Source organism: Brevibacterium sp. LAARM3_SD1 (assembly GCF_057364765.1).
This window is the reverse complement of the sequence record NZ_JBNFOL010000013.1, coordinates 23,977-43,575: the sequence shown is the minus strand read 5'-3', so window position 1 is coordinate 43,575 and position 19,599 is coordinate 23,977. Positions and strand designations below refer to the sequence as shown.

18 protein-coding genes are annotated in these 19,599 nt (G+C 65.6%); 11 read left to right on the top strand and 7 right to left on the bottom strand.

Going from position 1 to position 19,599, the window contains the following annotated elements; translation table 11 throughout:
* The first annotated feature begins 70 nt into the window (after window positions 1–70).
* Genes gcvH through AC2W7L_RS09380 form a run of 4 tightly spaced genes read left to right on the top strand, consistent with a single transcriptional unit; the run spans window position 71 to window position 3,584 of the window.
* Window positions 71–475, top strand: coding sequence for a glycine cleavage system protein GcvH (gcvH, locus tag AC2W7L_RS09395; protein ID WP_486004242.1), 405 nt, complete (start codon window positions 71–73; stop codon window positions 473–475).
* Complete coding sequence (locus AC2W7L_RS09390) at window positions 475–1,683, top strand: FHA domain-containing protein (RefSeq protein ID WP_486004241.1); 1,209 nt, start codon at window positions 475–477, stop codon at window positions 1,681–1,683. Before gcvH ends, AC2W7L_RS09390 begins: the two co-directional genes overlap by 1 nt.
* A gap of 10 nt (window positions 1,684–1,693) precedes the next feature.
* The gene (locus AC2W7L_RS09385; RefSeq protein WP_167196965.1) at window positions 1,694–2,179 is read left to right on the top strand and encodes a bifunctional nuclease family protein; all 486 of its coding nucleotides are present in this window, start codon (window positions 1,694–1,696) and stop codon (window positions 2,177–2,179) included.
* 10 nt (window positions 2,180–2,189) lie between these two features.
* On the top strand, window positions 2,190–3,584 hold the full coding sequence (locus AC2W7L_RS09380; protein WP_486004240.1) for a class II 3-deoxy-7-phosphoheptulonate synthase: 1,395 nt from the start codon (window positions 2,190–2,192) through the stop codon (window positions 3,582–3,584).
* A gap of 109 nt (window positions 3,585–3,693) precedes the next feature.
* Here AC2W7L_RS09380 and AC2W7L_RS09375 read toward each other — a convergent pair whose 3' ends face one another.
* Window positions 3,694–5,907, bottom strand: coding sequence for a protein kinase domain-containing protein (locus tag AC2W7L_RS09375; RefSeq protein WP_486004239.1), 2,214 nt, complete (start codon window positions 5,905–5,907; stop codon window positions 3,694–3,696).
* The gene (locus AC2W7L_RS09370) at window positions 5,904–7,136 is read right to left on the bottom strand and encodes a lytic transglycosylase (RefSeq protein ID WP_486004238.1); all 1,233 of its coding nucleotides are present in this window, start codon (window positions 7,134–7,136) and stop codon (window positions 5,904–5,906) included. The genes AC2W7L_RS09375 and AC2W7L_RS09370 overlap by 4 nt, the downstream gene beginning before the upstream one ends.
* A gap of 129 nt (window positions 7,137–7,265) precedes the next feature.
* On the opposite strand from AC2W7L_RS09370, the gene AC2W7L_RS09365 reads away from it, so the two are divergent.
* Window positions 7,266–7,616 carry an Rv2175c family DNA-binding protein gene (locus AC2W7L_RS09365; RefSeq protein WP_486004237.1) on the top strand — a complete coding sequence of 117 codons (351 nt, stop codon included), beginning with the start codon at window positions 7,266–7,268 and terminating at the stop codon, window positions 7,614–7,616.
* 58 nt (window positions 7,617–7,674) lie between these two features.
* Here AC2W7L_RS09365 and AC2W7L_RS09360 read toward each other — a convergent pair whose 3' ends face one another.
* Together AC2W7L_RS09360 and AC2W7L_RS09355 are read right to left on the bottom strand one after the other, a co-directional pair.
* Window positions 7,675–8,907, bottom strand: a complete 1,233-nt coding sequence (locus AC2W7L_RS09360) for a polyprenyl synthetase family protein (protein WP_486004236.1) — start codon at window positions 8,905–8,907, stop codon at window positions 7,675–7,677.
* Complete coding sequence (locus AC2W7L_RS09355; RefSeq protein ID WP_486004235.1) at window positions 8,904–9,449, bottom strand: hypothetical protein; 546 nt, start codon at window positions 9,447–9,449, stop codon at window positions 8,904–8,906. The genes AC2W7L_RS09360 and AC2W7L_RS09355 overlap by 4 nt, the downstream gene beginning before the upstream one ends.
* Before the next feature lie 60 nt (window positions 9,450–9,509).
* Between AC2W7L_RS09355 and dinB the strand changes: the two genes are divergently transcribed.
* The 3 genes from dinB (at window position 9,510) to AC2W7L_RS09340 (ending at window position 12,073) form a co-directional block, all read left to right on the top strand.
* A complete protein-coding gene (dinB, locus tag AC2W7L_RS09350; RefSeq protein ID WP_486004234.1) occupies window positions 9,510–10,745 on the top strand; it encodes a DNA polymerase IV in 1,236 nt (411 codons plus the stop codon).
* Window positions 10,746–10,876: 131 nt separating this feature from the next.
* Window positions 10,877–11,239, top strand: a complete 363-nt coding sequence (locus AC2W7L_RS09345) for a DUF3040 domain-containing protein (RefSeq protein ID WP_486004233.1) — start codon at window positions 10,877–10,879, stop codon at window positions 11,237–11,239.
* 153 nt (window positions 11,240–11,392) lie between these two features.
* Entirely contained in the window at window positions 11,393–12,073 is a 681-nt protein-coding gene (locus AC2W7L_RS09340; protein WP_486004232.1) for a YdcF family protein, read from the top strand.
* Window positions 12,074–12,228: 155 nt separating this feature from the next.
* On the opposite strand, the gene AC2W7L_RS09335 is transcribed toward AC2W7L_RS09340, so the two are convergent.
* Genes AC2W7L_RS09335 through AC2W7L_RS09325 form a run of 3 tightly spaced genes read right to left on the bottom strand, consistent with a single transcriptional unit; the run spans window position 12,229 to window position 17,004 of the window.
* Window positions 12,229–14,757, bottom strand: coding sequence for a transglutaminase TgpA family protein (locus AC2W7L_RS09335; RefSeq protein ID WP_486004231.1), 2,529 nt, complete (start codon window positions 14,755–14,757; stop codon window positions 12,229–12,231).
* A complete protein-coding gene (locus AC2W7L_RS09330) occupies window positions 14,754–16,010 on the bottom strand; it encodes a DUF58 domain-containing protein (protein WP_486004230.1) in 1,257 nt (418 codons plus the stop codon). The genes AC2W7L_RS09335 and AC2W7L_RS09330 overlap by 4 nt, the downstream gene beginning before the upstream one ends.
* Before the next feature lie 4 nt (window positions 16,011–16,014).
* On the bottom strand, window positions 16,015–17,004 hold the full coding sequence (locus AC2W7L_RS09325) for an AAA family ATPase (protein ID WP_167196933.1): 990 nt from the start codon (window positions 17,002–17,004) through the stop codon (window positions 16,015–16,017).
* 460 nt (window positions 17,005–17,464) lie between these two features.
* Here AC2W7L_RS09325 and mraZ point away from each other — a divergent pair, with 460 nt between their 5' ends.
* The 3 genes from mraZ (at window position 17,465) to ftsL (ending at window position 19,587) form a co-directional block, all read left to right on the top strand.
* Window positions 17,465–17,896 (top strand): division/cell wall cluster transcriptional repressor MraZ, encoded by a 432-nt coding sequence (gene mraZ, locus AC2W7L_RS09320; protein WP_025777975.1) that lies wholly within the window; start codon window positions 17,465–17,467, stop codon window positions 17,894–17,896.
* 165 nt (window positions 17,897–18,061) lie between these two features.
* Window positions 18,062–19,024, top strand: a complete 963-nt coding sequence (gene rsmH / locus AC2W7L_RS09315; RefSeq protein WP_486004229.1) for a 16S rRNA (cytosine(1402)-N(4))-methyltransferase RsmH — start codon at window positions 18,062–18,064, stop codon at window positions 19,022–19,024.
* Window positions 19,021–19,587, top strand: coding sequence for a cell division protein FtsL (gene ftsL / locus AC2W7L_RS09310; RefSeq protein WP_486004228.1), 567 nt, complete (start codon window positions 19,021–19,023; stop codon window positions 19,585–19,587). Before rsmH ends, ftsL begins: the two co-directional genes overlap by 4 nt.
* Window positions 19,588–19,599: the final 12 nt, after the last annotated feature.

Below are 19,599 nucleotides of genomic sequence, written 5' to 3'. Positions count from 1 at the left end.
CGTTTCGTGATTGTTATGAAAGTGGACTAGGCCGCTATGCTTGGTACACCGACAAACTAGAGGAGTCGACATGGCAGATCTGGATTATCCAGTGTCTTTGCGGTACTCGCGCGACCATGAGTGGGTCGCGACCACGGATGACAATGCAGTAGTCCGTGTGGGTATCACTGATTTCGCCCAGGAACAGCTGGGTGACGTCGTCTATGTCGACCTGCCTGAAGCCGGGGATTCGGTCACCACAGGGGAGTCCTGTGGCGAAGTCGAGAGCACGAAGAGCGTCTCTGACCTGATCGCACCTGTGTCGGGGACCGTCACCGAGGTCAACGACTCACTCGACGACTCACCCGAGACCGTGAACTCGTCGCCTTTCGAAGACGGGTGGATGTATCTCGTCGAACTCAGTGACCCCGCACAGCTCGAATCGCTGATGGACAGCGAGGCGTACAAAGAGCTCATTCAGAGCGAGGAGGCGTAATGTCGCAGAATCACGATCAGAATCGTCCGACCCCCTCGCAGCCCTGGTATGACAACGGACAGGTCCCGCAGTCGAAGAAGTTCCCATTCGGGGCCGGTAACGGCAACGGCGGCGACGAGTCGGCGACTCGGATGAACCCTCAGGTCGACCAGAACAGCCAGGGGAACCCTCCCTACGGACAGCAGCCGGCCAACGGCGCCCCACAGGCACCGCAGTACGGCAACGGCCAGAATCACGGCGGGACCCCGCAGGGCGGTCAGCCCTACGGCAACGGCCAAAACCACGGCGGCACGCCTCAGGGCGGCCAGCAGTACGGCAACGGTCAGCAGTATGGCGGTGGCCAACAGTACGGCGGCACTCCGCAGGGCGGCCAGAATTATGGTGCGTCGCAGCCGGCCGACCAGCCCTACGCCGGAAACGGTCAGGGCGGCCAGAGCCAGCAGCAGTATCAGCCTCAGCAGAGTCAGTATCCACCGCAGAACTTCGGCCAGCCGCAGTCCGGCCAGCCTCAGGGCAGCCAGGGTCAGCAGCAGTATGGTTCCAATGGCGCCGGCCAGTTTGCGCAGCCCCAGGGCAGCCAGGGCCAGCCGTACGGAAACCATCCGCAGCAGGGCGGCCAGCAGCAGTACGGTTCGAACGGGGCCGGCCAGTACGGCCAGTTCGATCCCAACCAGCAGCAGGGCAGCCAGCCCGGCCCCGGTCAGCCTCAGTCAGGCCAGCCCCAGAGCGGTCAGCCTCAGTCAGGCCAGCCCCAGAGCGGTCAGCCTCAGTACGGCCAGCCGCAGGGTGCCCCGACGAACGACGGCCAGGATCCGATGAACGATTCGGGCAGCCAGCAGTTCCATGGAATCCTCGACCCGCACACCGGCGAAATCCACCCGGTGCCCGACCTCGAAGGTCTGCAGGAAGCCGACGCTCTGCTCGTCGTCGTCTCCGGACCGGACTCCGGTTCGCAGATCCTGCTCGACACCGACGTGGTGACGGTGGGCCGCAGCCCGAACGCCGACATCTTCCTCGACGACGTCACCGTCTCGCGCAAGCATGCCGAGTTCATCCGCACGCCCAGCGGCTTCACGCTGCGCGACACGGGTTCGCTCAACGGCACCTATGTGGGTCGTCAGCTCATCGACTCCATCGAACTGCAGAACGGAGCCGATGTGCAGATCGGCAAGTTCCGAATGATCTTCCAGCAGCGTCCGCGCTCCTGACCGGGGGATAATGTCAAAAGTTGAAGTCGAGGTTGTCGGCGTCCGCATCGAAATGCCCGCCAACCAACCGATTCTGCTGCTCAAGGCCAGCGAACCCGCGTACTATCTGCCGATCTGGGTCGGAGCGATCGAGGCCAATGCGCTGTCGATCGCGCAGCGGGGACTGACCCCGCCGCGTCCCATGTCCCACGCTCTGCTGCTTGACGTCCTCGAGAAGTACGGCGCCGAGCTGCAGGACGTGACGATCACCGGCAAGGATGGTCAGATCTTCCTGGCCGAGCTGCACACGAATGACGGGAAGTCGATCTCCGCGCGCCCCTCGGACGCGGTGACCCTGGCGCTGACAGCGCACTGCCCCGTCTTCGTCGAAACACAATTGCTCGAAGAGTCCGGAATCGAAGCCCCCGAGGCCGATGAAGAGGAAGTCGCCCAGTTCAGAGACTTCCTCGACAACGTCTCGGCCGAGGACTTCGAGACCGGCACCGAAAACCCATGAAAGTGAAACAGTGAGTCTCCACACCGATCCGGTTCTGTCCAACCGAGAAATCGCCGCTGCCGGCCACGACAATCTCCGCGGTCTCGACGACTGGCGAGAGATGGACCCGAAGCAGCAGCCGACGTATCTCGACAGCGCCGCGCTCGACGAGGTGCTCACCGATCTGCGCAATTCGCCTCCGCTGGTCTTCGCCGGTGAAGCCGATGTGCTCAAGCAGCGGATCGCCGCCGCCTCGCGCGGAGAGGCCTTCGTCCTCGCCGGAGGGGACTGCGCCGAATCCTTCGACGGAGCCCAGGCGGACAAGATCCGCGCCCGTGTGCAGACCGTTCTGCAGATGGCGGCCGTGCTCACCTACGGCGGATCGATGCCCGTGGTGAAGATCGGCCGCATGGCCGGTCAGTTCGCGAAGCCGCGTTCGGCCGATATGGAGACCCGTGACGGAGTCACCCTGCCGTCGTTCCGCGGCGACATCGTCAACGGCTACGAGTTCACCGAGGAATCCCGCCGCCACGATCCGGAGCGTCTGCTCAAGGCGTACCACATCTCCGCATCCACGCTGAACCTCATCCGTGCGTTCACCCAGGGCGGTTTCGCCGATCTGCGGTTCGTCCACGACTGGAACCGCGGTTTCCTCGCATCGAACCCCGGCTACCAGCGCTACGAACAGACCGCTGCCGAAATCGATCGCGCCATCCGCTTCATGGATGCCTGCGGAGCCGACTTCGATGCCCTCAAGACCACCGAGTTCTACGCTGCCCACGAGGCGCTGCTGCTCGAATACGAACGTGCACTGACCCGCATCGACTCGCGCACCGGCGAAGCCTACGACGTGTCCGGCCACTTCCTGTGGATCGGTGAGCGCACCCGCGAGATCGACGGTGCCCATGTGGACTTCCTGTCGAAGGTGCGCAACCCCATCGGTGTGAAACTCGGCCCCACGGCTACGGCCGACGACGCTCTGGCCCTGGCCGAGAAGCTCGATCCGGATGCCGAGCCCGGCCGCCTGACCTTCGTCACCCGCATGGGTGCCGGACAGATCGGTGAGTCGCTGCCGGCTCTCCTGTCGGGAATCGGCGACCGACTTCCGCACGTGACCTGGGTCTGCGACCCGATGCACGGAAATACGATCACCTCGAACACCGGGTACAAGACCCGTCGCTTCGAAGATGTCATGGCCGAGGTCGAAGGGTTCTTCAATGCGCACCAGGATGCAGGAACGATCCCCGGCGGACTCCACATCGAACTCACCGGCGATGACGTCACGGAGATCATGGGCGGAGCCACCGAGATCGACGACGAAGGTCTGCGTCGCCGCTACGAGACCCTCGTCGACCCGCGCCTCAACCACGACCAGTCGCTGGAGATGGCTTTCCAGGTCGCCGAGTACCTCACTCGCCGGAAGTAGCAGCTGCTACCGACGCATAATGCCGGGGGCTCCGCAGAATATCTGCGGAGCCCCCGGCATCTGTATGAGCGACGAGTCGTTCGTCTGACCGACGTGACTTAGACGAAACCTACTTGTCTTTGTCCTCGTCCTTCTTCTCGTCCTTCTTGTCGTCCTTCTTCTCGGAGTCTTCCTTCTTCTCCTTGCCCTTGGACACGCGGACGATGATGAGCGAGTTCGCCGGCTTCGCCTCGGTGCTCTTCGGGAACTGCGAGACGACCTTGCCCTTGGGCACGTCATCGGAGAACACCTCGTCCTTGCCGACGCGGAATCCGCGCTTGGCCAAGGTCGCATAGGCGGCGTCGAAGGTCAGGCCCTCGACGTTGGGAACCGGAATCGGGGCGACGCCCTTGGAGACGACGAGGTTGATCTTCTCACCCTTCGACAGCTTCGTCCCGGGCTTCTGCGAAGCTGAGATGACGGTGTCCTTGGCGACCGTGTCGCTGTACTCCTCATCGACCTTGCCGACTTCGAGGTTGACCTTCTTCAGTGCTGCTTCTGCCTCGTCGCGGCTCACGCCTTCGAGCTTGGGAACCGCGAACTTCTCCTCACCCTTGGACACGACGACCGTGACAGATGACTCGGGGGCGAGCTCGGCACCGCTGACGGGTTCGGTGCCGATGACCGTCCCGGCGGGCACCTTGTCGTCGAAGACTTCCTTGGGCTCGGCCTTGAGGTCGTTGTCCTCCAATTGCGAGGTGACCTCCTCGACGGGTTTTCCGGCGAGCTCACCGGGGACGATGGACGTCGGAGCAGGCAGGTTCGCCACGACGAACCAGGCGACGAGAGCGAGGACGGCGACCACGGCGACGAGTCCGGTGAGGACGCGACGTCGGCGACGTCGGACCGGGGATGCCCCCGCCGAGGCGGCCGCGGAGCCGGCGACGACCGCGGCCTTGTCCTTGCCGTCACGATCATCGTGATCGTCGCTGTCGGCATCAGTGCCGACGACCGCTGCGTGCGAGACGTCATGATCCGCGGACTCGTCCCGGTCGTCGGAACCGTCACTCTCGGCAGATGCGTCCGCGTCCGATTCATCTTTCGACTGGTGATCGGACGATGCCTCGCCGTCGGAATCGTCGTCTGATCCGGCCGTGACGGCAGCAGCGGTGACTCCGCCGATTCCGGCGGCAGCCGCCGCGACTCCGGCACCGGTCTTCGCGCCGGTGCCGGTCGATTCGTCCTTCGACTGATCATCGTCATCGGTTCCGGACGTACCGGAGCCGTCGCCTGAGGAGGCGTCACCGTGCTCGTCATCGTTCGAGTCTTCGGCTGCGGCCGCCTCGGCGTCGGTGGGGTCCTCTTCCTCGTCCTCGAGGTATGGGATCTCGTCGGTGCGGGAGCGCTTCTCCTTCGGGACCACTTCGCCGAGATCGATGCTCGCGGTGAGCACGGGGGAGTGCTCGCCGGCGGCGATCTGCGGATCTCCGAGGTCGAGTTCGGCCTCGCTCATCTCCGCACGTGCTTCGGCCAACGCCAGGCGGAATTCGGCGGCATCGGCAGGGCGGTCCTCAGGGTCCTTCGACGTCGCCCACAGCACAAGCGCGTCCAGACGCGGGCTGAGGCGGGCAACGACGTCCGACGGCGGCGGAACCGTGTCGTGGACGTGACGGTAGGCGACCTGGATCGGCACATCGTCGGTATAGGGCTGAGCGCCGGTGAGCATCTCGTAGAACATGATGCCGACCGTGTACAGATCGGTACGTGCATCGGCGCCGGCTCTGGTGACGAGCTCGGGAGCGACATAGCCGACGGTGCCGATGAGGGTCTTCGTCGTCGTCGCCGTGGTCACGGCACGGGCCAGACCGAAGTCGGCGAGCTTGACCTGACCGTCGGTGCCCAGCAGCACATTGTCGGGCTTGAGATCACGGTGGATGATCCCTGTCGAATGCACGGCCTCGAGCGCGGCGAGGATCGCGTCGAGGACGACGATCGCCTGTCTGGGAGTGAAGGTGCCGCGGTGCTTGAGCTCACGGCGCAGCGTCACCGAGGGCAGGTACTCCATGACGAGGTAGACGACGTCGCCGTCACGCGCCTGATCGTGGATGGCCACGAGGTTCGGGTGGGTGAGGCGACCGGCGTTGATCGCCTCCCGGCGGAAGCGTTCGACGAAGGTGTCATCGGAGATGAGGTGCTCATGCATGACCTTGATCGCGATCTCACGATCGAGACGCAGATCGGTGCCGCGGTAGACCATGGCCATACCGCCGCGGGCGATCTTGGCATCGATGCGGTAGCGGTCGTTGAGCACCGTGCCGATGAGGGGATCTCGGCGGGCGTTCACAGGGCCTCCTTCAGTCGCGCACGCTGCATCTGGACGCCGCGGACGAAGGCCTTCGTCTCCGGCAGCAGCCCGTCGGCGCGAACCGAGCGCAGGTCCTGGTAGTAGCCGGCGATGGCCTCATTCTCCGACTGCGCGGTTTCGACGAGCCAGCCGAGGATGACGGTGCCGGCGACGATATTGTCCTCGATGTCGAGCAGATCGAGTCCGCGACCGACGATATCGGAGGCCCAACGGCCGGAACGGGGAGTGATCTGCATGATGCCGATCGCGTTGCCGGCCGAGACGGTCGTGTGCTGGAAACCGGACTCCTGAGCGGCGACAGCCTGCATGAGGGCAGGGTCGGCACCGAGCTCGAGAGCCAGCGAGGCGACGAGCAGCTTCGCCTGTGCCGGGGCCGGATGGCGACGGTGCAGCAGAGTGTATTTGTTCAGCCGCGCCGCGTGGAGCACGGAGGGGCGGATGCCCTCGACCTGGGCGCTGGCGGCGACGCGGGGGATATCACGCGGCGGTTCGGCCGCCGTGCGACGCGGGCGCGCCTTCGACGGGCGCAGCAGGAGGAGCTCGCCGACCGTGATGAACGAATCATCACCCATGGCGTTGGCTTGGCGCAGAGTCGCCGGTGAGATTCCGTGCCGCGCGGCGATCCCCTGCAGGGTCTCTCCGGGGGCGACGACGTGCGAGGGATCATCATCGGGCAGGTCGTTCTTCTCCGGCAGAGACAGAACCTGGCCCTGGTGGAGATTCTGACGCGGCGAGATGCGGTTGAGCTCGGCCAGTGCGGGCACGGAGACGCCGTGCTTGCTGGCCACACCGTAGAGGGTGTCGCCCTGCTTGACCTTGTACGTGCGACCGCCGTGGGTGACGGGAACGGTCGCACTCGCGGTGCCCGAGATCCACTGCGGTCCGGTGGTCGCGGCCGCGGTGTTCGCAGAAGCTGTTCTGTCGTCAGTGGAAGCACGGTCGGATGCGTCATCGACGCCGTCGTCGGGCCGATCGTCGGCGGCCGCGATATCGTCAGCGGACGCGGGCGAGCCCGGGTCCGGCGTTGTCGCCGAGGCGGCCGTTGCGTTCTCGTCGAGGGAATCGGTGGTGGGGGCCACCTCGGTGGGGAATTCGTTTTCGGGGTCGACCCGTTCGGCTCCTGGGATCGGACCGGTCGAATTCACCTTCGATGCGGCGCGGATGTCAGGAGCGGCGGTGATGGGGTTGTGCCGTCGCGGTCGTGTCATCTGTCACCTGTTGACTTCATGTCGAGTGGGGAAGCTACGGTCCCCAGCCTAACGAGTAGGCGGGCCCGACCCGAGCATTCCGCACCGCATGGCGGGGTGTTTCTGTCGAATATTGCTACGCTTGAGGGCGTGAATACCGAAGAACTCGTCCAGGACTGGGCCCCGCTGCCCGACATCGCAGAACTCACCGGACTCGGCATCTCCCAGGTGCGGAGGCTGCTCGAAGACGGCGCCATCTGCGGAATCAAGATCGGTGATCCGAAGGTCCTGCGGGTTCCGTTGGCCTTCTTCGTCGACGGTGAGGTCGTCAAGCCGCTCAAGGGCACCCTGCACACTCTCTACGATGCCGGGTTCGACTACGAAGAAGCCATCGTGTGGCTCTTCACCCACGACGAGTCCCTGCCCGGCCGACCCATCGACCTGCTTCGCGCCGGCAACAAGAAGGAAGTGCGCCGCCGCGCGCAGGCCCTCGCGTTCTGATCTGCCGTTCGACGTTGCCGTTCTGACCTGCGGGTTCAGCTGGAGCGGTTCGGCGGACTCAGCTGGAGCGGTAGCTCAGGGCTGTCGCGAATCCCTTGAGTCGTTCCTGCGCGGCCGATCCGATGCGCACCCGCGCCGAGGCGGCCGACCGTTCCGCCGATGCTGCACCTGCGGCACCTTCCGCCCACGTGTCGACGACCGTCGCCGCGTGGGCGTGCTTGTCCGCGATGAAGGATTCGACGGCGGCGAGGCCTCCCGAGTCCGTGATCATGTCAACGCATTCGGCCACCTCGGCGTCGGTGAGCTCCGAATCGCCCAAGCGTGAGGCGAGGACCTCGAGCTGGTCGGCCGAGATCCGGGCAGCGGTCTCGGCGATGAGGACGGTCCGCTTGCCCTCGCGGATGTCGTCTCCGGCAGGCTTGCCGGTGGCTTCCGGGTCGCCGGCGATGCCGAGGACATCGTCGCGCAGCTGGAAGGCCTGTCCGAGGGGAAGACCGAAGCCGGAGATCTCCTCGAGCTGCCGGCTGTCCGCTCCCGCCAGGGCCGCGCCGAGGAGGAGCGGCTGCTCGACCGAATACTTCGCGGACTTATAGCTGAGCACCTCCCACGCGCGGTCGGCGATCCGATCGTCGCTGAGGGGGATGACCTCGGCGAGCACATCGAGGTACTGGCCGACCATGACATCGCGGCGCACGATTCCGCGCAGCTCGCGGGCCGAGTGGCTGTCGCCCAGGGCATCCTGCGACCGTTCGAAGAGCTCCTCGCTCAGCGCCAGGCAGATATCGCCGATGACGATGGAGGCGGAGACGCCGAATGAGGCACCGTCGCCGTGGAATCCGGAGGACTGATGGCGGGTCTCGAACTGACGGTGCAGGGCGGGCCGACCGCGGCGGGTGTCCGAATTGTCGATGACATCATCGTGGATGAGCGCGGCGGCGTGGAGCAGCTCGAGCGAACCGGCTGCCTGAGCCAGACCTACGGTGACGTCGCCTGCGGTCCCGGCGCGGACCTCACCTCCGGCGAGCTGGAAACCCCACCACAGCAGGACGGGACGGATCCTCTTGCCGCCGCGGGTGAACTCGATGAGTGCGTCGCCGATCGCCGTCGCATCGGGTGAGATCGCCTCGAACTCAGAGGCCTTCTCGGCGAGGAACGCCTCGAGCTGGGTGGACACCTCGGCGGCGATGGCCTCCGGGGAATCGAGGGCCTCGACGAGGGCAGGCGGGGCAGGTGCGGCGGACGGGGCGGGCTCGGGGACGTCGCCGGGCGTCGCAGAATAATGTGAGTTCATGAAGCGATGTTTCCGCCGACGGTCACGATCGAATTCGCCTTGTCTTCGGAATCCTCGGCGACCGTGACGACGAGGACGCTGTCATTGTCCTTGTGCTTGAAGTTGACCACGCGGGCGCTCTTCGTCTTCATCTCTTCGCCGAGGGGTTCGAAGTCGGCCTTGCCGAGCTCCTTCTCGTAGAATGCGAAGATGTCCTTGGCATCGGCCTTGGCGCGGACGACGAGGCTCACCTGCTCGGGCAGCTTCTTGTCCTTGTCGTTATGGGCCTTGACTGTTGAGGCCGAGAGCACTTCGGAGTCCGGGTACGGCTTGATGTACTCGGGCAGATCCTTCACAGCGTTCGACGTATCGGGATCCGAACCGGTGGCCTCGGTCGATGCTTCTGCCGAGGCGGCCTCGGCCGCGGTCGGGGATGCGGAGGCCGAGGTCTCCTGTGAGGCCGAAGGGGTCGATTCGGCCTTGTCTCCCCCGTTTCCCGAGCAGCCCGCAAGCGCGAGAGCGGCAACGATGGGCAGTGTCATGACAGCGGTGCGCGATACCATGCTTCAAGAGTACCTGGACTGTTCGGCGGAGCCGAAAGGAACGAGCGCGAGGGGCAGGAGATGAGTCGGAAGCAGCTGGCACGATCCGGAGGCGATCTGAGCCGACTGGGCACGGACGACGCCGGTGCCACCATGCTCCACCTCGACATGGACTCGTTCTTCGTCTCCGTGGAGCTGCTCAGCCGTCCGCACCTCGTCGGCCGGCCCGTCATCGTCGGCGGGCGCAGCGGCCGTGGAGTCGTCGTCTCGGCCAGCTATGAAGCACGCGAGTTCGGAGTGCACGCGGCGATGCCGATGTCGCGGGCCATGAATCTGTGCCCCGTCGCCGAGGTGATCCCGCCGTCCCATGGCCTGTATTCCTCGTACTCACGCCAAGTCTTCGACCTCGTCGCCGCGGTGACCCCCGATGTGCGGCAGGTCAGCGTCGACGAAGCCTATATCGATGTCTCCGGAGCCGTGCGCCGCCTCGGCTCCCCGGTGGAGATCACCACGCAGCTGCGTGCCCAGATTCGGGAACGGACCGGTCTGAGCGCCTCGGTCGGCATCGCCGTCAGCAGGGTCGTGGCGAAACTCGCCTCGACCAGGGCGAAACCGAACGGTCAGCTGCTCGTCCCCGTGGCAGCAACCCAGGAGTTCCTCGACCCGATGCCGATCGAAGCGCTGCCCGGGGTGGGGGAGAAGACCCAAGAAGGGTTCTCCCGCTACGGAATCCGACTCATCGGCGACCTCGCCGCTGTGGACGAGGATTGGGCCGCACGCGTCTTCGGAGCCCACGGCCATCAGCTGTGGCGGGCCGCTCACGGCCGAGACTCCTCCGGATTCGACCACCAGGCCAAGGAGCACTCGATCAGCGCGGAGAACACCTTCGGCGAGGACATCTGGGACATCTCTGTCCTCGAACACGAACTGCTGCGCTTGGCCGACAAGGTCGCCTACCGGGTCCGTGCGGAGGGGAAGGTGGCCACGAGTCTCGGACTGAAGTACCGCCTCGGCGATTTCACGACACTGTCGAGGTCGGTGACCCTCTCGGCGCCGACGGATCTGGCCCGGGAGATGTACGAGGCGCTGCGTCCGGCCCTGCGCAAGCTGCGCGAGCAGCGCTCCCAGGGAGTCCGGCTGCTCGGGGTCAGGGCCGCGGGCCTCAGCGATTTCGCCGTCACCGGGCGGCAGGCCACCTTGGATGAACCGGAGCATTCAGGACGCGATGCCGAGGTCGCGCTCGACGAGGTGAGACGTCGATTCGGCAGCGAAGCGATCTCGCAGGCCTCGCTTCTGCGCAAGCGCCCCGACGCCTGAGAGCGGGTGAGCGGGAGCACAGTCTGAAGACCCCGTGGGAATCCGGCTCCAGACGACCCCCGGAGATGTTTTTTCGGCCCTCAGAGACTATGATTGAGTGAAAGACTTGAGTAGGGAAACGGGGGTTCGAGATGCCACTCTCCGATCACGAACAGCAGCTGTTGGATCAACTGGAGAAGCAGCTGCGCAGTGAGGACCCTCGTTTTGCACGCAATATTTCGGAAACCCAGGCCGCTGCCACGGGGCCCGGAATCTCCGCGAAGCGCTTCGTCCTCGGCATCCTCATCGCTCTTGCCGGACTGGCCGCGACGATCCTCGCGATCTCGCTCGTCTCCAGCTCGACCTGGTGGATCGCCCTCGGCGTCGTCGGCTTCGGCCTCATGGTCGCCGGAATGTACTGGGCGTTCAGCCGTCCGGGCCGTGCGCGCAGACTCAGACCGATACTCGGAACTCCGGAACGAAGTCCGGCAGCAAAGGCAACTCCGGGTTCATGAGCCGGATGGAAGACCGGTGGGAGAAGCGCCAGCGCGGCGAATGATCCTGCTCGAAACGATCAAGGCACTCTCGATATGAGGGTGCCTTTTTCAATCCCCACTCGAGGTCACGTGACCGCTGCTCTGGGGCGCGTGTACGTTGCGCGGGAGCGAGTGAGCGTTGCACGGGTGCTCGTGACCGCCGGAGTCGTCCTCGCCGGCGTCTTCGCCGTCGCCGAGGTGGCCCATTGGAGATCGAGCCACCGACGTCTTGGTGACTATGAAGGTGCCGGTGGTCATCGAGCTCGGAACGCTCACCTGACGGGTCTGACACCAACGGACAGCGACCAGATCATCGTGGTCCTCGGATATGCCAACCGCGGGCAGCGGCCGAACGGAATCAACCGATTCCGAGTCCTTGCCGGTCTGCGGTCGATCGACTCGAGGGCGCGTTCGAGCCTCCTCATCTTCTGCGGAGGAGCCGTCACGGGACTCACACCGGAGGCGGTCATCCTCGAACGCTTCGCTCAAGAGGAACTCGGCTTCACCGGCCGATCAGTGGTTGAGACGCAGAGCACGACGACGTGGGAGAACATCGCCAACGCGATCCCGATCATCGACCGCGAACTCACCCCCGCCACCACGATCAGCATCGTCTCGAACTCTCATCACGCGGAGAAAGCCCGTGACCACCTGTGGCAGATGCGACCGGACCTGGCACGCCGACTGGTCCGCGGGGGAGACTACCGATTCGGTGAACATCCCCTTGTCAGACCCGTAGCCGCCGTGCGCGGACTGATCGCCTTGGACACTCTCAACCGGGAGAACGCGAGACAGGCTCGAGCGCGGGACTGAGCTGCGATGCGCCGTGGAACCCGCCGCGTGCCGGTGTGGAAACCGTGCGGTGGTGTGGGACGAGTTGCGACAGCGAAGAGGCGGCCCCATAGGACCGCCTCTTGCACTTTGACCGCCGATCGTCAGCTTGCGCTCTGACCGATATCGTCAGCCCATCATTTCGGGCGATTGAACAGGCTGGCCGGCCAGATCTTCGCGGAGATCCGGCTGCCCGGCGTCGCTCGCTCCGACAGATCCGTCCGCACCTCGTCGACGAGCGCACGCACCTCGGAGTCGTCGAGAGACTCGGACGTGGCTCCGTAGCGATCGGCTTCGAGAGCATCGACGAACGCTCCCAGCGCGGTGTCATCACGACCCGAATCGGTCGGTCCTGACGGGGCCGGGCTGCTCAGTCGCTGCAGCCGTTCGTCCGAACGATCGAAGGACGAGGAACCGCCAGCCCCTGCACTTGCTCCGGTTACACCGGAACCGGCGGCAGCCTCGGCGGCGGACTTGCGGACGGGTTCACCGGTGTTCGGGTCGATCTCGGGCTCCGTGGAGCCCGCATCCGCACCGGTCGAGTCCGTGTCCTTCGAAGACTCAGAGGCAGCGCCACCGGCAGCCCCAGCCGCCGGGGCTGCGCCGGCGAGCACGAGCTCGTTGAAGCGCAGCGTCCGACTCGAATCCAGGCTCTGTCCGTAGTCGGTGGCCAGCGCACGCACCTCGGTCCACACGGCTTCGAGGTCGTGCGGATCCTTCGTCCGGCGCGATCGCAGGATCGAACGCCAGATCGCGGGCAGCGCGGCGAGCAGCAGCAGGACGAGTACGATCGCTGCGATGCCGAAGACCGTGCCGAGATCCGAACCGGTCGGCTCTGCGGCCTCAGTGCTCGTCTCCTCCTCGGTGGGCTCTTCGGAGCCGCCGGTCGGCGACGCGGATTCGGAGGGTTCTTCGCTCGGGCTCGCCGATTCCGTCTCGTCGCTCTCCTCCTGCTGGTCGGCGCCATTGGCGAGAGTCCACTTCGGCGGATCGCCGGCGGGACCGCCGGGGGTGGGCTCGAAGCGCACCCAACCGGCGCCTTCGAAGTACAGCTCCGGCCAGGCATGCGAATCCTGCATGCTCACGTCGTAGCTGTCCTCGCCCTCATCCGCGCCGGCGTAGCCGACGCCGATGCGCGCCGGGATGCCCATCGTGCGAGCCATGATCGTCATGGCCGAGGAGAACTGGACGCAGTAGCCCTGTTTATCGGCCAGGAAGTCCGAGATCGCATCGCCGCTGGCGCGTTCGGGAGCATCGAGCGAATACTCGAAATCGCCGCCGCGGAAATACGCCTGCAGCATGACTGCGGCCTCCCACTGATTCTCGGCATCGGCGGTGACTCGCTCCGCCGTCTCCTTCACGCTCGTGGGCAGAGAATCGGGGACGGCGAGTTCGGTCTCGAAGTCGCTTTCGGACACCGGAGTCGCTGACTGCAGATCCTCGACATCGGGATTCGGGGACAGATAGTCCATCGAATACTGCAGTCCGCCGGTCTTCCGGCCGTTGCCGACGATCGTCAGAGTCTTCTCGTCGAAGATCCACCGGCGGTCGAGATCCTTCGGCTGCTGCGGAGCATACGGAGACGGCAGGTACTGCTGGTCGTAGTTGTCGCCGACGGCGACGTTGATCGTCTCCTCGTTGAAGTTCTTGTCCCGCGGCATCCCCTCGGGCCACGGCATGCCATCGGTGGCGATCGCGAAGGGATCGAGGCTGAACGGGCTCGGCGCCCAGTTCTCCCCGTCGAAGTCATCGATCGAGGTCAACCGGATCGGATCCGATTCCTCGGCCGTCGTCTGATAGCGGAACAGCGTCGTGTCATCGCGATCGCCGAGGTTCTGTCGCAGGTTGAGGAACGGGTTCGTCACGGTCAGGTCGCCCTGGCCCTTCGACGCCCGATCCGGCAGGGTCGGCACCGGCGGCAGCAGAAGGGGCAGGCCGATGCCGATCGCCAGAGCCAGAGCGCCGGCCAGGATCGCCGTCATTCCTCCGCGCCACCGGGTCGCGGGCAGATAGGGGCTGAGCATGAGCAGCAGGAATGCCGCGAGGATCGCGACCACATGCCACCACTTCACCTCCTGAGCGGCGAAGTAGACGGGGATCATCCACAGCACGAGCAGCAGCACACCGCCGACCTTCGGCGCCCGCAGATCCGAGACGAGACCGTCGATGAGGATCGTGATGAGGGTGAAGGCGATCGTGAGCATCGCGATGAAGCCCGGTGTGCTCGCCGCCGGGGGAGCGGTCGCATAGAGGTCGCTGACTCCCTCGGAGAGCAGGTCGATCACCGCGCCGAAGGCCTCACCGGTCGGGATGAACCCGAGCAGCAGCGAATCCCCGGCACAGACGACGAACACGGTGATGAGACCGGCCACGCACTGGGCGATGACCGCGGTGCCGGTCGACCGCAGCGCCGGAACGGTGCGGAAGACGGCACCGACGATGACGACGACGGCCACGGAGATGAGCACGGGCGACAGCCAGGCGAAGTCCTTGAACACGGCCGACACGGCGACCGCGGTCAGCGCCATGGCCACGAAGACGACGATCGCTTCGAGCCAGCCCGTGCTAGGACGCTCATCATTCGTCGACACCGGTGCCGAATAGTCCTGCGCCGGAGGCTCGAAATCGGCTCCGCGCGGACGGGTGTCAGGCGTATCGAGACTCATCGGCGCACCCCCTGCGGAGTCGAGCTCGCGCTGCCCGGAGCCGCAGAGGCTCCGGCGCCGGCGGTGCCCGGCCCGGGCTCGGCCGAGCTCCGACCGGTGCCGCCGCGGGATCGCTTGGACTCGAAGGTCGTCCACGACTCCGGCAGGTCCTCGCTGAGACCGAACATCGTCAGATCGTCGATCTCGCTGAGGGTGCGCAGAGTCACCGGCACCCGACGGGAGAAGTGGGAGGCGAGTTCCTGCCCGCGCTGATCACCGACGGAGCAGATGACGATGTGGTTCGGGTTGTCGTGCGAGGGAAGTTCGACCCTGCCCGGACGCACAAGGGCGGAGAGCAGACGCAGCTTGTCGATCTCGCGGGCTCCTTTGAATCTGATCTGGTGTCCGGGAGCGACGACGTTGACCTCGTAGTCGGCCCGGAGGAACGCCGTTCCGGCCGCGGTGGCGGCGGCCAGAAGGAACTCGATCTCGAGATCGCTCGGCTCCTCGGTGCCCTCATCGGCGACGAGGTCGATGAGGATGAGCGCATAGAGCGTCTCCTCATCGGCTTCGTGTCGGACCATGAGCTCGCCGGACTTCGCCGTCGAGGGCCAATGCACATGCCGCAGATCGTCGCCGGGGACGTACTCACGTGTGTGGAAGTCTCGGGTGGTGTGACCGGTGCGGACCTTGCCGTCGTCGAGGCGGGCGGGCCGGATCGACGAATCCTGCGGGATGCGTGCGGGCAGAATCGGCACGGACACGGCCACGGGGAAGGCCCCGTGGACCTTCTTCTTCATCTTCACCAGGCCGAAGGGCCCGAATACCGTGATGAGCACGGATTCGATTCCGGAGACACCACGGCGGTTCGGGGTGAAGGACGTCAGCACCGTCTGCGACGCCCCATGAGCCAGCGCCGGAACATCGCCGGAGGTCGAATCGCCGAACCCCTCGGCCGGAACGAAGTCGATCGTCGCGCCGGGGATCGCGAGCTGGCCGACATTGGTCACGTTTGCCTGAACCTCGACCTCCTTGCCCTCGGCGGCCAGCGGGTAGCGGTCACCAGAGGGAGCCAGCGCCACCTCGTGGAGGTTCGTGCTCATCGCGATCGACACCCGACGGATGCCCCACAGGATGAGCAGCGCCGAGAGCAGGACCAGGCCGAGCAGCAGCAGGCCGGCCGGCAGCAGGCCGGGCAGCGCGAAGCGGTAGGCCGTGATGATCAGGGCCGCCCCGGCAAGGACGAAGATGATGCCCGAAGTGCTCAGTCGCATGCGGTCACTGGTTCGTCGAGACGGGCACGCGGGACAGCACCCGACCGATGAGGTCGGCTGCCAGGTCCGCGTCGTCGCCGTCGCGGGGGATGATGCGGTGGGCGAGGATGTACGGAGCCAAGGCCTGCACATCGTCGGGGGTGACGAAGGTGCGCCCGGACAGGGCCGCGCGGGCCTTCGCCGCACGCAGCAGGTGGACGCCGCCGCGCGGGGAGCTGCCGAGCAGGATCGCCTGATCGTTGCGGGTGGCGTGGAGGATCGCCACGATGTACTCGCGCAGCTGCCGGCTCGCGGAGACATGGCGGACGATCGTGCGCGCCTGAGTGATCTGCTCGAGGTTCGTCACCGCGGCGGCGGTCTCGAGGGGATCGTTCTGGATCTGGTTGTCCAGCAGATCGACCTCGTCCGACGTCGCCGGATACCCCAGGGAGATGCGCGTGAGGAAGCGGTCACGCTGCGCCTCGGGCAGAGCGTAGGTGCCCTCCATGTCGATCGGGTTCTGAGTGGCGACGACGATGAACGGCGTGGGCATCGGATAGGTCTGCCCGTCGATCGTCGCCTGTCCCTCGGCCATGCACTCGAGCATCGCCGACTGCGTCTTCGGGGACGCGCGGTTGATCTCATCGGCGATGACGATGTTCGCGAACACCGGGCCCTGCCGGAACTCGAAGTGACGAGTCTCCTGGTTGAACAGGTTCACGCCCACGACGTCGGTGGGCAGCAGGTCCGGAGTGAACTGGATGCGGCGCACGGAGCCGTCGACGACCTTGCCCATGGCACGGGCCAGCAGGGTCTTGCCGACGCCGGGGACGTCTTCTAAGAGGACGTGTCCGCCGGCGAGCAGCGCGATGAGCGAGAGCCCGACGGCCTCATCCTTGCCCTCGAGGACCGAGTTCATCGCTGTGCGTGCCCGCGAGGTCAGATTCTGCACCCACTCGATGTGTTCGGCGCCGATCACGGAATTGGTCTGTGTACCTTCTTGGCTGGTCGACATACCCTCCATTGTCCCTTAAAGCCGGCACCCCAGCCACACGAGTTTCTTTCAGCTTCGTCACTCTGTCGTCCTCCCCACTCCCTTTCCCTCCCCGAGGCGGTCCCCAATCCACTCCCCACCCTCCTCCCCACTTCCCTCCACGCGGACCCTCCACTTTCCTCCCCACTCGCCTCCACCTCGGCGTGAGAATCGCCTGAGATCCGCGGATTCTCGCGGATCTCTGCCGTTCTCGTCGCTCTCGCCGAGGCGGCCCACCCCCACCGCGAACGCCCCGATTTCCGGGTGTCCGACACTCCGACGACGCGCCTCTGGGAAATTTTCCCCACTTTCCTCCACGTATCTGACCTGGGAAAACAATGAGTTCAGAGCATCGGTAGGGTGAAAAGCTGGAATCTGTGGAGGGAAGTGGAGTACTGTGGTTGCTATCGGAGCCGATGGGTTTCGAAAGGGGTGAGACGACATGTTCTTGGGCACTCATATGCAGAAGCTCGACGACAAAGGTCGGCTCATCCTGCCCGCAAAGTTCCGCGAGGAGCTGTCGCCCGGACTCGTACTGACCCGTGGCCAGGAGAACTGCCTCACCCTGTTCCCCACCACGGAGTTCGAAGCCGAGCACGCGCGAATCCAGAACGCGCCGAAGACGAATAAGGAAGCTCGCGATTACCAGCGCGTGTTCCTGTCAGCGGCATCTGCGGAGCAACCGGACAAACAGGGACGCATCACGGTCCCGAACATATTGCGGCAGTACGCATCACTTGATCGGGAAGTCGCAGTGATCGGCATGGGCAACCGAGTCGAGATCTGGGATGCACCGACCTGGGAGGACTACCTCGTCGGCGCTCAGCAGGCCTTCGCCGAACGCGAGGAGGAGGTGATCCCCGGAGTGATCTGATTCTGCTCGGGTTTGATCCTTGCCCGCCGTGCTCGAGTTTCGGGGAACTTCCCCGTTTCCGAAGCTCGGACGTCCTGACACACTTCCCCGGTGGCAGGGCCACGGCGGTCAAGGTTCTGGCTCCAGCAGCGCACCCCCGACCACCACCGTATGAAGGACCCACGAATGACAGCTCAGCACGTACCGGTGCTCCTGGAGCGCGTGGTCGAACTCATCGGCGTCGGAGTGGAAGCCGCACGGGAGACCGGGCTCACCCCGGTCGTCGTGGACGGCACTCTGGGAATGGGCGGGCACGCCGAAGCCGTGCTCACAGCCTTCGACGATGTCCACCTCGTCGGCATCGACCGCGATCTGCAGGCCATCGCCATCGCGACCGAACGTCTCGCCCCCTTCGCCGACCGAGTCGATATCGTCCACGCCGTCGACGATGAGCTGCCCGAGGTCCTCGCCGACCTGGGCATCGACCAGATCAGCGCGATCCTTCTCGACCTGGGAGTGTCCTCCCTGCAGCTCGACGAAGACGAACGCGGATTCTCCTACGCCCGGCCGGCGCCCCTGGACATGCGCATGGACCGCACCCAGGAACTCACCGCAGCAGAAGTGCTGGCGACCTACTCCGAGACCGAGCTGCGCCGCATCCTCCGCGAATACGGCGAAGAGAAGATGGCCGGCAGGATCGCAAAGATCATCGTCACCGACCGGGCCGACACCCCCTGGGAGACCTCGGACCAGCTCGCGGCCATGCTCTCGCGCGTGATTCCGCAGACGAAGAAGAAGTCCCACCCCGCCAAACGCACCTTCCAGGCCCTGCGCATCGAGGTCAACGACGAGCTCGGAGTGCTGCGCACCGCGCTGCCGGCAGCACTGGAAGCCCTGCACATCGGGGGAGTGGCCGTCATCGAGTCCTACCAGTCGCTGGAGGACACGATCGTGAAGAAGACCTTCCGGGCCGCCACGACCTCCTCGGTGCCGCCGGACCTGCCGGTCGTGCCCGAAGAGCACCAGCCCTGGCTGAAGGAGATCATCCGGGGCGCCGAAATGGCTGACGAGAAAGAAGCAGAGACCAATCCGCGGGCGGCGAGCGTCCGACTGCGGGCAGTGCAGAAGATCAGGGAGGCACGATCGTGAGGAATTCCCAGGCGACCGCAGGTCAGCCCCACTTCACCGAACGCTTCCGCCGGCTCGAAGAGGCCGGTGGTCAGCAGGGCGGGGCGAAGCTGCGGCTGCTCAAGTTCGAACTGCCCAAGTCCCGTCTGCCCTTCTCGATGCTGTGCCTGGGGATCCTGCTGGCCACCCTGGTGGCCGTGCTGCTGCTCAACATCTTCGTCGCCAACACCTCCTATAAGGTCGACCAGCTGACGAGTGAGAAGGAAGCCCTGGCCGAGCAGAAGGACCGGCTCATCGAGGACAACTCGTACCGCGAGTCCCCGCAGAACATCTCCCTGGCCGCCGAAGAGCTCGGTCTCGTCCGTGATTCCTCGCCGGAATTCCTCGATGCGAAGACCGGGAAGATCATCGACGCCCCCGGAATCGACGTCAGCGGTGAGAAAGAGCCCACAGTCGTGCCCGGCCCGCGTGCCGATACACGTGATGACCTCCGACCCAATCTACGATCGGATGAGAAGCTCCCGGTCGTCGGGGGCAGCCCGAGCCAGGACGTGGCGGCTCCGAGCCAGGAGGCGCCGAAGTAGTCCGAGCTCACC

Bases quoted from the DNA above. Each gene is read 5' to 3' on its own strand.
- gcvH (WP_486004242.1), top strand. From the start codon at position 71: ATGGCAGATCTGGATTATCCAGTGTCTTTGCGGTACTCGCGCGACCAT.
- AC2W7L_RS09390 (WP_486004241.1), top strand. From the start codon at position 475: ATGTCGCAGAATCACGATCAGAATCGTCCGACCCCCTCGCAGCCCTGG.
- AC2W7L_RS09385 (WP_167196965.1), top strand. From the start codon at position 1,694: ATGTCAAAAGTTGAAGTCGAGGTTGTCGGCGTCCGCATCGAAATGCCC.
- AC2W7L_RS09370 (WP_486004238.1), bottom strand. From the start codon at position 7,136: ATGACACGACCGCGACGGCACAACCCCATCACCGCCGCTCCTGACATC.
- AC2W7L_RS09360 (WP_486004236.1), bottom strand. From the start codon at position 8,907: ATGAACTCACATTATTCTGCGACGCCCGGCGACGTCCCCGAGCCCGCC.
- AC2W7L_RS09355 (WP_486004235.1), bottom strand. From the start codon at position 9,449: ATGGTATCGCGCACCGCTGTCATGACACTGCCCATCGTTGCCGCTCTC.
- dinB (WP_486004234.1), top strand. From the start codon at position 9,510: ATGAGTCGGAAGCAGCTGGCACGATCCGGAGGCGATCTGAGCCGACTG.
- AC2W7L_RS09345 (WP_486004233.1), top strand. From the start codon at position 10,877: ATGCCACTCTCCGATCACGAACAGCAGCTGTTGGATCAACTGGAGAAG.
- AC2W7L_RS09335 (WP_486004231.1), bottom strand. From the start codon at position 14,757: ATGAGTCTCGATACGCCTGACACCCGTCCGCGCGGAGCCGATTTCGAG.
- AC2W7L_RS09330 (WP_486004230.1), bottom strand. From the start codon at position 16,010: ATGCGACTGAGCACTTCGGGCATCATCTTCGTCCTTGCCGGGGCGGCC.
- AC2W7L_RS09325 (WP_167196933.1), bottom strand. From the start codon at position 17,004: ATGTCGACCAGCCAAGAAGGTACACAGACCAATTCCGTGATCGGCGCC.
- mraZ (WP_025777975.1), top strand. From the start codon at position 17,465: ATGTTCTTGGGCACTCATATGCAGAAGCTCGACGACAAAGGTCGGCTC.
- rsmH (WP_486004229.1), top strand. From the start codon at position 18,062: ATGACAGCTCAGCACGTACCGGTGCTCCTGGAGCGCGTGGTCGAACTC.